General features: G+C 57.7%; 13 protein-coding genes and 1 tRNA gene. 8 read left to right on the top strand and 6 right to left on the bottom strand.

Annotation, left to right across the window (positions count from 1 at the left end):
- Window positions 1-94 precede the first annotated feature (94 nt).
- The 3 genes from MCP_RS03810 to MCP_RS03800 all read right to left on the bottom strand — a co-directional run bounded on the left by MCP_RS03810 (window position 95) and on the right by MCP_RS03800 (window position 2,940).
- Window positions 95-169: transfer RNA gene (locus MCP_RS03810), tRNA-Glu, on the bottom strand.
- Window positions 170-225: 56 nt separating this feature from the next.
- Entirely contained in the window at window positions 226-1,035 is an 810-nt protein-coding gene (locus MCP_RS03805; protein ID WP_012899501.1) for an Fpg/Nei family DNA glycosylase, read from the bottom strand.
- A 63-nt stretch (window positions 1,036-1,098) separates the two neighbouring features.
- A complete protein-coding gene (locus tag MCP_RS03800) occupies window positions 1,099-2,940 on the bottom strand; it encodes a hypothetical protein (protein ID WP_012899500.1) in 1,842 nt (613 codons plus the stop codon).
- Window positions 2,941-3,045: 105 nt separating this feature from the next.
- Here MCP_RS03800 and MCP_RS03795 point away from each other — a divergent pair, with 105 nt between their 5' ends.
- From MCP_RS03795 to MCP_RS03770, 6 genes are all read left to right on the top strand, one after another.
- Window positions 3,046-3,606, top strand: a complete 561-nt coding sequence (locus tag MCP_RS03795; protein ID WP_012899499.1) for a hypothetical protein — start codon at window positions 3,046-3,048, stop codon at window positions 3,604-3,606.
- Window positions 3,603-4,775 carry a hypothetical protein gene (locus MCP_RS03790; RefSeq protein ID WP_012899498.1) on the top strand — a complete coding sequence of 391 codons (1,173 nt, stop codon included), beginning with the start codon at window positions 3,603-3,605 and terminating at the stop codon, window positions 4,773-4,775. Before MCP_RS03795 ends, MCP_RS03790 begins: the two co-directional genes overlap by 4 nt.
- 16 nt (window positions 4,776-4,791) lie before the next feature.
- Window positions 4,792-7,023 (top strand): DUF2298 domain-containing protein, encoded by a 2,232-nt coding sequence (locus MCP_RS03785; protein WP_012899497.1) that lies wholly within the window; start codon window positions 4,792-4,794, stop codon window positions 7,021-7,023.
- A gap of 24 nt (window positions 7,024-7,047) precedes the next feature.
- Window positions 7,048-7,953: a 4-demethylwyosine synthase TYW1 gene (twy1, locus tag MCP_RS03780; RefSeq protein ID WP_012899496.1), complete on the top strand. Its 906-nt coding sequence runs from the start codon at window positions 7,048-7,050 to the stop codon at window positions 7,951-7,953.
- Window positions 7,954-8,085: 132 nt separating this feature from the next.
- Window positions 8,086-9,708 carry a hypothetical protein gene (locus tag MCP_RS03775; protein ID WP_012899495.1) on the top strand — a complete coding sequence of 541 codons (1,623 nt, stop codon included), beginning with the start codon at window positions 8,086-8,088 and terminating at the stop codon, window positions 9,706-9,708.
- Window positions 9,709-9,788: 80 nt separating this feature from the next.
- Complete coding sequence (locus MCP_RS03770; RefSeq protein ID WP_012899494.1) at window positions 9,789-10,418, top strand: haloacid dehalogenase; 630 nt, start codon at window positions 9,789-9,791, stop codon at window positions 10,416-10,418.
- A 3-nt stretch (window positions 10,419-10,421) separates the two neighbouring features.
- Here MCP_RS03770 and MCP_RS03765 read toward each other — a convergent pair whose 3' ends face one another.
- From MCP_RS03765 to MCP_RS03755, 3 genes are all read right to left on the bottom strand, one after another.
- Window positions 10,422-10,766 carry a hypothetical protein gene (locus MCP_RS03765; RefSeq protein WP_012899493.1) on the bottom strand — a complete coding sequence of 115 codons (345 nt, stop codon included), beginning with the start codon at window positions 10,764-10,766 and terminating at the stop codon, window positions 10,422-10,424.
- Between the two features lie 68 nt (window positions 10,767-10,834).
- The gene (locus MCP_RS03760; RefSeq protein WP_012899492.1) at window positions 10,835-11,074 is read right to left on the bottom strand and encodes a hypothetical protein; all 240 of its coding nucleotides are present in this window, start codon (window positions 11,072-11,074) and stop codon (window positions 10,835-10,837) included.
- Window positions 11,075-11,114: 40 nt separating this feature from the next.
- Window positions 11,115-12,206: a radical SAM/SPASM domain-containing protein gene (locus MCP_RS03755; protein WP_128567010.1), complete on the bottom strand. Its 1,092-nt coding sequence runs from the start codon at window positions 12,204-12,206 to the stop codon at window positions 11,115-11,117.
- Window positions 12,207-12,270: 64 nt separating this feature from the next.
- Between MCP_RS03755 and MCP_RS03750 the strand changes: the two genes are divergently transcribed.
- Entirely contained in the window at window positions 12,271-13,491 is a 1,221-nt protein-coding gene (locus MCP_RS03750) for an MDR family MFS transporter (RefSeq protein ID WP_012899490.1), read from the top strand.
- A gap of 82 nt (window positions 13,492-13,573) precedes the next feature.
- The gene (locus tag MCP_RS03745; RefSeq protein ID WP_012899489.1) at window positions 13,574-15,013 is read left to right on the top strand and encodes an alanine/glycine:cation symporter family protein; all 1,440 of its coding nucleotides are present in this window, start codon (window positions 13,574-13,576) and stop codon (window positions 15,011-15,013) included.
- Window positions 15,014-15,100: the final 87 nt, after the last annotated feature.

The raw sequence follows: 15,100 nt of genomic DNA, 5'->3' as shown, positions 1-15,100 counted from the left end.
TTGAGCGATATATCAAATTTTATAAATATGAAATAAGGTTAAATATGGATTTATTTAAAAAAATAAGCTGTTAAGCGTGAAATAAAGTAAAGGATGCTCCGGTGGGGATTCGAACCCCAGTCGACGGAGTGAGAGTCCGTCATGATTGGCCGGTCTACACTACCGGAGCCCGTAAAAGACAACATTACAAGTCTATTCTTATTATTTATATCTTGCGGGTATGCACTAACGCTGGCACTTCGGGCATATGTATGATGCCGTGCTGCCCGTCTTTATCTTCTCTATTGTCGTTCCGCATACGGGACAGGGCTTGCCCTCCCGGTATCCCGCCTTGAAGTCATCGATGGTGAGCCTTCCGGGCTTACCGTAAAGGTCCTTTTCCGGCGCAATGCCGCCCAATGCGATGGCTTCGTCCAGGTCATGCCGGATAGCCTCAAACAGCGCCCGCCTCTCGCCTTCGGTCAGCGTGGGTATCTTCCTGTCAGGGTGCAACTTTGCATTGAAAAGGATGTCCTGGGCATACACGTTGCCGATACCGGCGATGAATGACTGGTCAAGCAGCGCAGTTTTGACGCTGCCCTTTTTACCTTCCAGCATGCCGTAGAATTTTTCGAGCGTGAAAGCCGGGTCTACGGGCGATACGCCCAGCTTGTGGGTCATCTTGTGCTCCTTAAGGTCCTTCACGGCGTGGGCATAGCCGAACCACCAGAAGCCTATTGAGAGGCGGCTATTATCGTCGAACGTCAACGCCACCTGATATTTTTCGGGAATGTTGTCGCCCGGCCGGTGGTATAACAGGTTACCCCCCATGCCCAGGCTTAATAAAAAATATCCGTCGGGCTCCAGCTTCATGAATATCCATTTGCCCTTTGGCGTGACCTGGCGGATCTTCTTGCCGACGACTAGCGTAGAAAATTCATTAGCCGGCATATTCAGGCATTTTTCCTGCCGTATCTGGATCTCTCGAATGGTCTTACCCTTCAATGCCTCGTCCATCTGGCCGGCGAGATTGTATATTTCGGGTAATTCGGGCATTTCGTCACTCCTGAATTAGTCTGGGCTGTGGCTTCATATTAGTGTTTGGTTAGCGTTCCGAAATTAAACCTTATAGATACGATAGGTATTATGATACGTCGGGTCGGTCCAGTTGAAGACGAGCTCTAAGCGGCTATCGTAGAATTCCTCGTTGACGTAGAACTGGCCGGAGCCCCTCTCGTCCGGGCCGATGAGCACGTAGTCGATGCCGTTCTCGGAGAGCTGGCTCAGGGCCTTGCCCGCGTCCGTGGCACTATACATGGATTTTACCTCGTACAGGCGGTCGTTATAGTTGATGCCGTGGGTGTATAGCCAGCCGGCGTATCCCAGGTAAGACTTTCGCCCTGAGAGGCTGGTGACGGGGCTGATCGGGCTCTGGGACGTCAGGAAGACCGCGTCCTTCGGCGTGTTCTCCTTGATCCAGTCCGAAACGTACACGTTGGCCTGGCTGTACTCGACGTACGGGTGGAAAAGTATGAAGGCCGACGCCAGGGCGCCGGTGAGCACCGTGAGCGTGAGTAAGACGGCGAACAGGGGCTTCCCGAGCTTCGGGAGCTCGTAGACATAGAGGAGCGAAGCCGCCATGAGGAGCGCCGAGGGCATGAGCCAGAAGCTGAAGAACTTGTGGTTGTCGTAGTCCCAGGGCTGGAAGACGAATATGTTGGCCATCATAAAAATGGCGAGGAAGGGCAGGTAGAACTTGAGGTTTTTTCTTTCGACGAGGAAGATGCCGCCTATCAGCAGGAGCAGCTCGAGGCCCATGTTCGCCAGCCAGAACAGCGGGATGTCTGCGGGCGAGGCGGCCATCCATCCTATTTGCACATTAAAGTGGGAGACGCCCATCTGGCCTGCGATCCAGAGCGCCTGCGGGATCGCCAGGAACAGGGCGGGCGCCATGAAGTAATACCACTTGCGCTCCCGGAAGATGAGAAGGAGCAGCCCTGATGAGAGAAGGATGGCGATGTACGAGTAGACGTGGAACATGGGGAGCAGGCCCGTCAGCATTCCGGCCAGCAGAAGGCCGTTCTTAGATTCGTTGCCTTGGACCAGGACGGCGTAGAGGACGAGCATGACAAAGGCGCCAATGGCGAATCCGGCCAGGGCGGTGCGCTGTGCCAGGACGATGATGATGAAGTTGGTGAACACGAGGTTGTACGACCAGACGGTCGTGTAGTTGAGGTTGCCCAGCAGGAAACCGTAGAGGCCGTTATCCAGCAGGTCCCGGATGCCGAGGAAGAAGCCCAGCCCTCCGCTGAGCATGACCAGGGTGACGGTGAGTATTCCTCCCGCACGCCTCGAAAAAAACCGGTCTCCCAGGAAGTATATCAGAGATAGCAGGCCGGTTAGCAGCAGCCAGCCGGGGAGCACGACGCTCCACTGCAAGCCCAGGCCGAGGCGGTAAAGCGCCGCCGAGAAAAAGTCGATGAGGAACGTATACCTGAGCGTCTGGCCGGCCATCACGGGATACGAGGGCGGATAGTTATAGCCCTCGCCGAACGAGGTGATGACGGACGAATGAAAAGACGCGTCGCCGTAGAACGGGTACCCGACGTGGTACTCGCCGTTGTAATATGTCAGCAGGCAGAGGAAGGTGAAGGCGAACGCCAGCGTGGCCAGGGCGGCGACTATGGCCAGGTGCTCTCTTTCGACATGGGGAAGCCCCGGCCGGGCCAGGACGAGTACGGCGAGCATGATGACCGATGCGACGGCGATGCCGTTGTCAAGGCTCCCCGTGAGCATATAGGGAATGAGACAGAGCCAGGCGGCAGGGATAATGCCGACGATGGGCGATGCTACGACGGCCTCCAGGCCTTTGAGCGGCAGCTTCAGGGCGCTCAGGAGGGAATATCCAAAAACGGCGGTGAGAGCGAGGAACAGGAGCCCTGCTAAGCCGAAGAGGTACACGGCTTTGATTATACGATGCCTGGCTCATATATTTTTTCATGTGGCATACGCCAGAGGGGTGGGGAGTAAACTATATATTAAATAGGCCGTTAAGTTTAGCTTAATATGGCCGGCATTTCCGACTTCGTCAAATACGGGCTCGTCATCCTGATGTTCCTGCTCTTCATCTATACGTCGTACTTCATGAGCGGCACGTACCAGGTGCCCATGACCGAGAACAGCTACTACATGTTCCCCGAGGTCAAGACGAACGCGGACGCGTGGTACGGCCGGGTCGTGCTCCAGGGGGAGCTTGAGGCCGCTGACTGGGTCAACGAGAACCTGAACATGTCCGATAAGTTCGTAGCCGACATCTTCGGGGCCGAGCTCATCATGGGGATGACCTGCCGGGTCTCCACGGTCGGGGGCGACTGGGCGAACGCGGCGAACCCCGTGAAGTACATGAGCGATACGAACCAGATCTATACGACGAGCAGCGCGTGGGAGGCCTACGACCTCGCGAGGGAGAACAACTGCACCTACGTCTGGCTGCCTAACAGGAACACGTTCTCGGGCTATGACTGGGTCTATGGCGATCATAAGAAGTTCGAGGACCCGGCGTACTTCAAGCTGGTCTACGAGAACGACGACGTTAAGATCTACAGGATACTGGAGGCGGCGGCATGAGCGATAACAGCGTTTTAAAGGTCGTTAGGCAATACTGGTATATGGCGGCGCTTGTGCTCATCGTGCTCATCGCGCTCTGGTACCGCATGGGGATCATTGACAGCTATATCATTCCTACTTACGGTAACACGATGTACCATGTGGGCATCGAGAGGGAGACAATACTCACCGGGTATTATCCCACGGAAGAGCTATCGTACGGCGGAGGCTTCCCGCACTTCTATGTGCCCGCTTACAGGCTGCTGATCGTGTCCATGTGCGTGGCCACGGGCATCGACCCCATGGTCATGTCCGGCCTGATGACCATCGTGCTCGGCATCATGGTCATGCTGGTCATATACGCCGTGGCGTACCGCCTGAGCCATAACCTCTATATCGCGCTGTTCGCGGCGTTCTTCTTCATCATGTCGCCCGACATCACCATATATACCATCCGCCCGCTGCCCGAGATCCTGGGGCTGTTCATGGTGCCCTTCACGCTCCTCTTCGTCATAAGCGAGAAATGGTCGCTGGCGGCGATCAGCGCCGGCATCACCGCGCTGACCCACCAGATGACGCTGCTCACGCTCGTCTCCATCATTGGCGTGTACATGGTCTTCCAGCTCGTGAGGGCTGTATGGGCCTACTTCAGGAAGAAGGAGGACCGCGACGCGTACATGAAGCCGTTCCGGACTGCGCTGTGGTGCCTGGCGCCGATATTAACGGCATGCCTGACTTACGCCGTATGGATGATGTACTCCATGGGCTCGCTCGACATCATGGGCATCGCGCAGGTGGCCAACCACGAAGGTAACGTGGTCGACATCGCCCTATTTTTGAGGGTCGGCATTTTCGTGCTGCTCTTCACCATCATAGGCCTGATATTTATCATCGATGAGCTGTTCGGGTCGAAGAGCGCCCCGGCCGCCGGCGCAAAGAAGAGCGAGTACGGGTATAGCGTATCGAAGGATTCGGCGCTGCTTGTCGTCGCCTGGGCGGTGATCACGCTTCTGCTCACGTTCAACGACAAGATATTCTACCTGTTCCCCGACCATAAGTTCCTGATATTCCCCAACTTCATGGACCGCTACCTGACCTTCTTCGCGCAGATATGCATCATCATCGCGGCCTTCGGTATGTACTACCTCCTCAGGGCGCTCGACCTTGACGTGCTCAAGGAGAAGCCATGAGGCTCATGGAGTCACCATGAGGAAAGAATACTGGCTCGCCCTCGCCCTTGCCGGGATCCTGGCCATGCTTCCGCTGGGGCCTCTCCAGCTTATCCTGCTTTTAACCGTTCCCGGCTTTGCCCTGCTCGTCCTTTTTAAGGAGCGCTTCGACGTGGTCGAGCTGGCCGCGTACTCGTTTACTCTGTCCATCCTGGCATTTCCCCTGGCCGTCCTCATCGCCTGGTTCCTCGGGATGTGGCATGCCGGGGCCGTATTGCTGGGGCTGGCGGCCGTCTCGGTAGCTGCTATAAAGTACCGACGAGGCGCAAATATCGAGCTCGTACACTCGAAGCTCCAGTGGCCGGTGCTCGGCATCGCTCTATTGATATTTGCAATAGTCCTCTTCATAAGCCTGAAGACGTTCACGCTGACGGACGCCGGATTCGTATGCGGCACGACCCACGCGTCGGACCTCAACTTCCACCTGTCCATCGCCCAGCGCTACATCGAGTCGCCTCACATACCGGTGGAGGACCCGTACCTGCCGGGCCATTATATCGTCTATAACTGGTTCATGCACCTGCTGATGGGTGAGCTGGGCGTGCTGACCGGCATCGATCTGTTCACAATATTCCACGTGCTAGTGCCCCTGGCCTCCGCCCTGATATTCCTGGGCGCCTACCTGCTCGCGCTATTCTTGTTCAATTCGGAGCGGGACGCGCTCGTCTCGTCGGTGGTCTTCATCGCCGCATCCGGGCTGTCGTGGGTCTACATCGCCTACCAGTTGTTCGTCCTGAACAATCCCAGCCCCGACATATTCAAGGAAATGGTCTACGAGTGGCCTGGCATCATCCAAATGATACCCGGCATCAAATTCACCATGATGCTGAAGTACGACCCTACGGTGCTGTTCTTCTTCCTGCCCCAGACCCAGACCTTCGGGCTGCTGGCCACGATATTCGGGTTCCTGTTGTTCCTGAAGGCGATCAAAGAAAAGTCGCCCGCCTGTGCAGCGGTCACTGGCCTGGTGCTCGCCTCTCTCGTGCTCTTCCACATGATCACGGCCTTCCCGGTCTTCATCACGTTGGGCCTGATGTTCCTTTACCTTTTGCTCAGAAGGCGGTTCGACGACGCTCTCGTGGCGGCGATACCGCTCTCTGTCGCGTTCGTGGCCTCGATATACCAGCTGGCCATCATGCAGCAGGGCAACGCCTCCCAGATCATCATCGCCCACCATCCGGACGTCATTCCCACGATATTATTCTCCATAGGCCTGTTCATCCCATTCGCCATCTACGGCATGTACCTGAAGAGGGACGACGAGCCTTCCTGGCTGCTTGGTCTCTTCGCGATCATCAACATCGTACTGCTGAACGTCGTGGAGCTTCCGGCCACGGTGAACACCTACCGGTTCCTGGTATACGCGGCGCTCCCGGTCTCGCTGTTCGCCGGGCTCGTGTTCTCCCGGTGGCTCGTTTCTCGCAACACCCTGAAGATGGCCGCGGCCGCGGTGGTCATACTACTCATGGTGCCCTCCACGCTCATCATGGTCGGCTTCTACAACGACTCGACGTACGTCCATGCCAGCACTGCCGAGTACGAGGCCCTCCAGTGGATCAAGGAGAACACGCCGAACAATGCGGTCATATACGAGGAGCCCGGGTTCTTCCCGCGCGTGCCGGTTGTCACCGGGCGGGATGTCGCCTACTCGGGCGAAATATATACGTTACAGTACCACAATGTGGACTTACAGGCCGACGCCTACGGTATACTTAGCATCACCGATCCGGCTGCGCTCTACGACAAGCTTTCGGAATATAACGTTAAGTATGTCTTTGTCGGCCATCGGGAATCCACTCATCCGTTCATTACTGCGCTTAAAGACGCGCGGTACTTCCTGCCCGTCTACGATAGGGACGGCGTAAACATATACGAGGTGACGGGCATTGCCCCGCAAGAGGAGACCAAAGACATGGATATCAGCCCCATGAACTGGATCGCGTTCTTCGCGGCCCTGCTGTACCTGCTCATATTGCCAGGCTTTAACATTGTCAGGACGCTGGGATGGGAATCGAAGCTCAACCCGGTCGAGCTGGTCGTCTACGTGTTCGGCATCAGCGTAGCCGTGCTGGTGGTCGTGGCGACGCTGGTCGCGCTGACCTTCAGCATAGGACTAAATTTTTATACCATCATCGTCCCAGTTACGCTGATCATCATACTCACCAACAGGGAAGTCGTCAGCTTCATTCGGCGGACGCTTAAAGTATGAGGGTCGACGTCGTCAGGTGTGGCAGTGTCTCTGGTAGAGCTATTGAAAAAGCAAGGGTACCATATCATCGGAGAGCATAGTGCTATCAAGCCATGCCTGTGGCTCGGGCGCTCGCTCAAGTCGCAGGGAGCCTGCTATAAGTCCCATTTTTACGGCATTCAATCCCATTTATGCATGCAGATGACGCCCTGCATCGCCTGTAACCAGCGCTGCCTGCACTGCTGGAGGCCCGTCGAGGAGCCGTATGCGGTCAGGTCCTGGGACCGGCCGGAGACGATCATAGAGGGCTGCCTGAAGGAGCAGAAGCGCTTCATCTCGGGCTACGGCGGCATCCCGGAGACCGATAAGAAAAAGTGGAAGGACGCCTTCGAGCCCAGGCACGCGGCCATCTCTCTTGTCGGAGAGCCGACGCTGTATCCCCACCTGAAGGAACTGGTCGCTCTGCTGGGCGAGAGGGGCATGTCCACGTTCATCGTGACCAACGGCACCCGGCCGGATGTGCTCGAAAAGGTCACCCCGAGCCAGCTTTATATGTCCCTGGACGCTCCGGATAGAGAGACGTACCTGAAGGCGTGCAACCCCGTCGCCGACCTGTGGGATAAGGTGAACGATTCTCTCGAGGTCCTGGGGCAGCGCGACAGCCGGCGGGCGCTGAGACTTACGCTGGTCAAAGGAGTCAACATGAAGGACCCCGAAGGGTATGCGGCGCTCATAAAGAAGGCTGCGCCCGACTACGTGGAGGTAAAAGCGTACATGCACCTCGGATATAGCCGTAACCGCCTCCCGAGAGAGGCAATGCCGAAGCACGACGAGGTCCTGGAGTTTGCCAGAAAAGTAGCCGACGCCAGCGGATACAGGCTGGCATCGGACGTAGAGCTCAGCCGGGTGGCGCTCGTGAGCAAGGACGGCGCCGTGAAAGCGCTAATGTGATTCGCCCGTAAATGTAAAAGGGCATGCGCCGACGCTTTTATTCAAGTATTTCACCGGTAGTCCTCTGAATTATATCGCCATAACATTATAAATCAAAACTATTTTTTATCATTTGAAAAAGGGGATGAAAATATGAGATTGGTACAAGCAGTTATTGCTTTAATACTGTCCGCCTTATTCTTAGGCGTTCTGGCGGGCGTAGCAGCTGCCAATGTGCCGGGCGTAGCGATCAACGCGCCGCCTCCGCCGCCGGCGCCCAACGTGGCTACGGCGGGAAGCGATGCGATGATCAAGGTAGTATTGACTCATCGGGATACCGGCTCGCCGGCATTACATTACGTGGACCGGGTCATGCTCTACGACGGCAATAAGCTGATCAAGGAATGGAAATATGACCAGAACAGCTATAAGACGGACGAGGTATGGACGGAAAGCCTGACGGTGCCAGCGAAATCGGACATGCACCTGAGGGCAGTTGCGCACTGCACTGTCCATGGGTATGACCTCGCCGGCATGCATGTCAGAGTGCTGCCTGCGGGCACTACGCCTGCGCAGATGATGCAGACCGATGCCGCCTATGCGGGCATGCAGGCCTTCGGCTATTCTAAGGCGGATAAGGCCTCCGATTTCGTAGCGTCCGCCGACACGAGGCTGCTCCAGGACAACATTAAGGCACGGTCGGGCGATCTGAAGAGCTTCCAGGCGAAGATGTCCGACTGGATGAAGTCTACGGAAGGCAAGCAGTTTATCGCTAAATTCGAAAAGACTGGCGCGCCCATGTCGGCCGGAGAGATGGCCAGGCAGGCCCCGATGGCGACGAAGGCGGCAAAGCCCACGATAAAGAGAAAGGTCGGGACTGGCGACCTGAGCGATAAGAGCAGTAATATCCCGAGGGCGACGTATAGCCCCACGCCGTTCGTGTCGGTGAAGCCGTCCCTGAAGGCTAAGGCAAAGACTTCGCCTGCGACGAAGTACCTTGCTGTTAAGGCGTCCGTCAAGCCGACCATGAAGCCAACGACTAAATACATGACGGCAAAGGCGACGGTAAAGCCGACAAAGACTGCGACAAAATACCTCGCGGTAAAAGCGTCGCCAAAGCCCACGATGAAGCCGGCCACGAAGTACCTGGCCGCGAAGGCGAAAGCAAAGCCATCGGCATCCATGATGCCCGCTAAAACAAAGAAAACCCTTAGCCAGTACGGGACAATGGCATTGAAAGTATCCCCGACAGCCAAGCCGGCGAAAAAGCCGGCCACGAAGTACCTGGTAGCAAAGGCGACCGCAAGGCCGACGAAAAAGCCAGGCATGAAATATATGCTGGCGGCGCCCCAGGGAGTAAAGACCCCGGCAGAAAGCTACGGCATCTATGGGCTGGGAGGAAACGTGCCGTCTCCGCCAAAGGCCACGGCCACTGTGAGGCCGGTCCCGTCGGGCTCGCCGACGCCTGTACCGGGCTTCTATACACCCAGGTATCCGGGCGAGGCGGGAGCGGGTAAGAACGTGACCGTTCCGCCGACCCCCACCCCGACGGCGAGGCCGGCAGCCGGAGTCGCGGCGAGTTCCGTCAGCATTCCTTACACGGGCACGACCGGGAGAGGCACTATTGGCCAATGCGGCTGTGTGGCCCTGGCCAGCGACAACAGGTATGCCGGCAGAGGCCCGGGCCTTGTAGGGACAACGATCGTCAATCCACCCTCATCGGCCCCGGGGCCGAATTCGAGGCCCACGGCATTCGTCATCGTGAGAAGAAGGTAAAAGGGCCATCGGCCTGGCCCGCCTATTTTTTATCGTAAGGATAATGCGGTTTGCGACACTAATATTGAGCGGGTAATGGCATGGGATCACTTAAAGACATCAGCGACAGCATCCGGGCCCGCTTTGACGCGATGGATAAAGCGAGGGAGGGCGCTCTGGCGGCAACGCGCAAGATCACCAGGAACTCGGGGGACGCGATCAAGGCTATACACAGGGGCGAGCGGGCCCAGGCCGAATCGTTACTGGCCGATATCCGGGCCCTGAACGACGGCCTCCACGGATCGCTCGAGGATTTTCCGGAGGTCTACTATTCGGGCTACGTCGAGGACGCCCAGGTTGAGCTTGCCGAGTTGTCCATCCTATATGCCGTGCTGCAGGGGCTGGCGATGCCGACCCCGGAGAGCCTCCGGATCGAGAATACGGCCTACCTCAAGGGACTGGGGGACGCATCCGGGGAGCTCAGGAGGCACATACTCGACCTCATCCGGAAAGGAAGGCCCGAAGAGGGAGAAAGATACCTGGATGTAATGGACGAGTTCTACACGGAGATGATGTCGTTCGACTACCCGGACGCCATCATGCACGGCCTTCGGAAGAAGACGGACGTGGCACGCTCGCTCATCGAGCGCACCCGCGGGGACCTGACGAATGCCCTCGAGATCAAGGGCCTCCATGAGTCCATGGAGCGTTTCGATAAGAAATTGCAGTGAGCCCTATTTCCTGTTTTTCAGGTACCATGTGCCCCCGCGCAGTGCCAGGCCGAGGACGGCCATGGCCATCAGCGCAACGTAGGCCACGAGGGCGATGCCTGCGATCAGCTTTGGAAAGGACAGGCCCAGGTGCCCGAAGTCCGGCATGCTGAACGCCGGCGGCTGCCATATCCGGGCCCAGTCGAAATCCGGCATTCCGGATACTGGCAGGCCCGTAGAGCCGGGTTCATATGGCACGGGGGACGGAGGCGGGCCGTATTTTACGATGGGCACGCCATACATCGGCTGCACCCTCCCCGGGGGCAGGCTTGCGCCAATATAGCTGCTGATACTCTCCACCCACGACATAATTATTATTTACGCATTAATATAAAATAATCTTAACGCCCGGCGCTATATAAGAAGCGATAGCGGCCTTATTTCTTACCGGCAAGCAGCATCCTTAACAGGACGTATCCGCCCAGCATGGCCAGGAGTATGGCCGCGATAAGCGCAAGCAACGTTTCCGTCGATAAGGATAGAATGCCGCCTGGCATCGGCGCTGGCGTGACGCTCACGGGCACCCCATACAGGGGGACGACCGACGGCGTTTCCGGCGGCGGGCCATACTTTACGACGGGCAGCGTGAGAAGCCCCTGCAGGCCTTTGAAGAGCATGATTGGATATTATTTACTCAAATGATAAATCGTTCGGTCATCATCGCCCGCCTTCCTCGAGCGCCTGGAGGTGGCACATGATGGGCCTGCCATTTTTAAGGTCCCAGAGGTGCAAGCTGTTTCCGCGACAGAGATCCCACCAGGCGCAGCCGGCACAGGTGCCGCAGCGCTTCCAGCCGAGGTCGCGCATGTTGCCGTAACGGTTCTCCCAGACGTCTTTGAACCGGTCCTTACGCACGTTGCCCTGGATGAATTCCGGCGGCAGGTTCGGGCATGCCCCTATGTCGCCGCATGCCAGGATACTCGCGATGTTGATGCCCGCGGGACAATAGAAGAGCGAGTCCCTCACTTTGCCCTCGTATGCAGGGCCCAGGAATCCCTCCTCCTCGAACGTGACCCGGAGCCCTTTTTCCCGGCGCTTCGCGACGATGAAGTCCAGCAGGGAGCGCAGTTGCCCTGGCTGAAGCCGGAAATTCGGGTCATCCCTCGCCCTGCCTATCGGCGTCACGGTGAGCAGCCGCCACTCGTCGATGCCCAGGCGGCTGAATAGCTCGTAGAGGCCCTGAAGGTCGCCGGTGTTGTACTGGCTGGCGCATGTCGTGGCCTGCACGACGCTGAACCGGCCCGAGTCTTTGAATAGCTTCAGAGCCTCGATGGTCCGCTCGAATGAGCCGCCCCGCCTTATGTGTTCATGCGCCTCCCGGAGGCCGTCGACGCTCACGGTGACCGTGCTCATGCCGGCCCTGCCGCATTTCTCGATCACTTCATCATCCACGAGCATGCCGTTCGTGACCATGCCCCACGGGAAGCCCAGCCCGTGAGCATAGCCCATAACATCGAAGAGGTCCTTTCGTAGCAAAGGCTCCCCGCCGGTCACGGCGACCATAATAGAGCGGGCATCATAGTCAGAGGCAATTGACTTAAAAGCGGCCTTGATCTCGCCGGTCGATAGCTCCCCCGGCTTAGGCACAGTACAGTCGCTCCCGCAGTGCCGGCAGCGGAGGTTACAGGCCCGGGTGGTCTCCCAGAACAGGTATCGTAGCCGATGCTCTTTCCGCTCCTTTTCCAGCCGGTCCTGCCACACCTTGAGCCTGCCCAAAAGCACCAGACGGTCGAACCCCGAAATCATCATGTCCCTCCATGTCTCCGATTATCACGCCATACATATATACCTATAATACCTTAACAACGGCCTGATGGCAGAGAGCGTCTTTCGCCGCTACGACAGGCAGGTCTGGATACTGGTAGCCGGCTCTCTCCTCAACACGTTCGGCACGTCCATCGCCTACCCGTTCGTGTCGCTTTACCTCTATAAGTACCAGGGCGTCTCGATGACGGACATCGGGCTGGCGTTGCTCGCCGCGGCCGCGGCCGGAGGCCTCGTATCCGTGGGGGCCGGAGAGCTCTGCGATCGTTTCGGTAGAAAGATCATGTTGAACATCGGGCTGTTCTTCCAGATGGTCTCTTTTGCCCTCCTGGGCTATGCCATCATGGCCGGCTGGGGATACTCCGAGTTCATGATGCTCATGGTGCTCAAGGAGATCTCCGGCGGCCTGTACCGCAACGTGCCGCAGGTGATGGTGGCGGATACGGTGGAGCCCGGCGACAGGAACGGCGCATTCAGCCTGCTGCGCATCGGCGGCAACCTGGGATTCGCGCTTGGACCCATATTCGGCGGCATCCTGGCATCGTACTCGTATGCGGCCATGTTCATCATTACGGCGCTCACCAGCGGTGCCTACATGCTGATCTCGCTGTACTTATTACACGACACCCGGCCGGACGAGAGGGACATCGCGGCGCATCCCCACCATGACCCTATGTGGTCTAATACCCCGTTCATCATCTTCTGCGCCGCCTCGGCCATAGGCTCGCTGGTTTACTCAAACCTGTTCACTACGTTCGGCACGTTCTCCGGAGGCTTCATCGATGTCTCCGAGTCGATGATAGGCTTGATCTTCTCGCTGAACGGGTTCATGGTGGTCGTCTTTCAGCTGCCCGTGGCGTACTACCTGGAGCGTTTCAGGATGACCACATCGCTCATCCTGGGCTCGCTCATTTACGCGTCCGGCTTCGCCCTCGTGGGCTTTTGTAACAGCGTATGGATGCTCTTCATGAGCATGTTCATCATCACCGTTGGAGAGCTGGTCGTGACCCCGGCATCACAGACCCTGCTTTCGGAGATGGCGCCGCCCGAGGCCCGCGGCCGCTATATGAACGTCGCCGGTTTCATCGGCAGTGGAGGCAACGCCTGCGGGCCGGCCGTCGGAGGGTTCCTGATGGATGGTTTCTCGAAGAATATCATCATGATGTGGCTCATTTTAGGGGCGCTTGAGGTCGTCTGCGCCGGCGGGTACCTGGCGCTGCGGCTCAGGCTTAGCTCGAAGATGGACGACCTGAAGGCGGCCGGGGCATAAACAGGATATCGACCGCCACCTTTTTAATGGATTTCAACATTTCTCCCGGTCATTGTTCATTATTAACAATGGGGATTAAAAAATGGGCTTATTAGAAATATTTCAGAGCGTCATCAGCACGGTGAACGGTTTTGTGTGGGGGATCCCGATGCTGGTGCTGCTCGTCGGCACAGGCCTGCTCCTGACAATCCGCCTGAAAGGCATACAATTTCGAGAGCTGCCCCTGGCATTTTCCAGGGTCATGCATTCCATTAAGACCCGGAAGTCCGGGGACCAGGAAGGCGATATCCCGGCGTTCCACGCCCTCTGTACCGCCCTGTCGGCCACAGTAGGTACCGGGAACATCGCGGGCGTCGCCACGGCCATCGTCATGGGAGGCCCCGGCGCACTGTTCTGGATGTGGATGACCGCCCTCGTGGGCATGGTCACCAAATACTCGGAGGCTGTGCTCTCGGTGAAGTACAGGCAGAAGAACCCTGACGGCAGCATGTCGGGTGGCCCGATGTACTATATCGAGAAGGGCCTCAAGATGAAGTGGCTTGCAGTCCTGTTCGCGCTGTGCGGCACGGTCGCCGCTTTCGGCATCGGCAGCATGACTCAGGCGAATTCGGTCACGCTCGCTATCACCTCGCAGCTTGACGTCGGCGGCTCCATTGTCCTGCCCGTGTTCGGCGAGATTTCCGTGCTGAGCCTCGTCATCGGCGCCATACTTGTCGCCATTACGGCGCTCGTCACGTTCGGCGGCATCAAGAGGATTGGCGAAGTGGCATCGATCCTGGTGCCGTTCATGGCCATCTCCTATATCATCGGCGGCCTGCTCGTCCTGGCCATCAACTATGCCAGGATACCGGACGCGCTGGTCATGGTGTTCAACTACGCTTTCACGCCGTATGCGGCCGTGGGCGGAGTTGCCGGATATGCAGTGGCCCAGGCCGTCAGGTACGGCATGGCCCGCGGCGTGTTCTCGAACGAGGCCGGGCTGGGCAGCGCGCCCATCGCCTATGCGGCAGCGAAGACCAACAGCCCCGTGAACCAGGGCCTGATCGCCATAACCGAGGTGTTCCTGGATACTCTGGTCATTTGCTCCATCACGGGCCTGGTCGTGCTCACGAGCGGCCTGTGGGATGACGGGGTATACAACAGCACAAGCCTGACGATCGCCGCGTTTACCAATAGCCTTGGCCTGCCCGGGCTGATCATGGTGGTCATATCGGCAGTACTGTTCGGCTACTCGACGATACTCGGATGGGCGTACTACGGGGAACAATGCTTCCACTACCTGTTCGGCAACAGGATGAAAAATCTGTACAAGGTTCTGTTCCTCTGCGCGGTCCTGTTCGGCTCCGTCACGAAGGTCAGCCTGGTCTGGGACATCTCCGATACGTTCAACGGCATGATGGCCATCCCGAACCTGGTGGCGCTTGTCGCCCTCAGCGGCGTCGTGGTCGCCGAGACGAAGCAGTATTTCGACGAGCGCAAGGCGAATAGAGGCCAGGAAGGCCCCGCCGCGGTCGTACAATAACCATGGGGGCTCCATGCCCCCCTTTTTTTAACATATAAATGATAAACTATATACCATTCCAATCGAGTATTAAAGTTGAATTTAATC

Origin of the sequence: Methanocella paludicola SANAE (genome assembly GCF_000011005.1) — an archaeon.
Taxonomy (GTDB): domain Archaea; phylum Halobacteriota; class Methanocellia; order Methanocellales; family Methanocellaceae; genus Methanocella; species Methanocella paludicola.
This window is presented reverse-complemented; position numbering and strand designations above follow the sequence as displayed.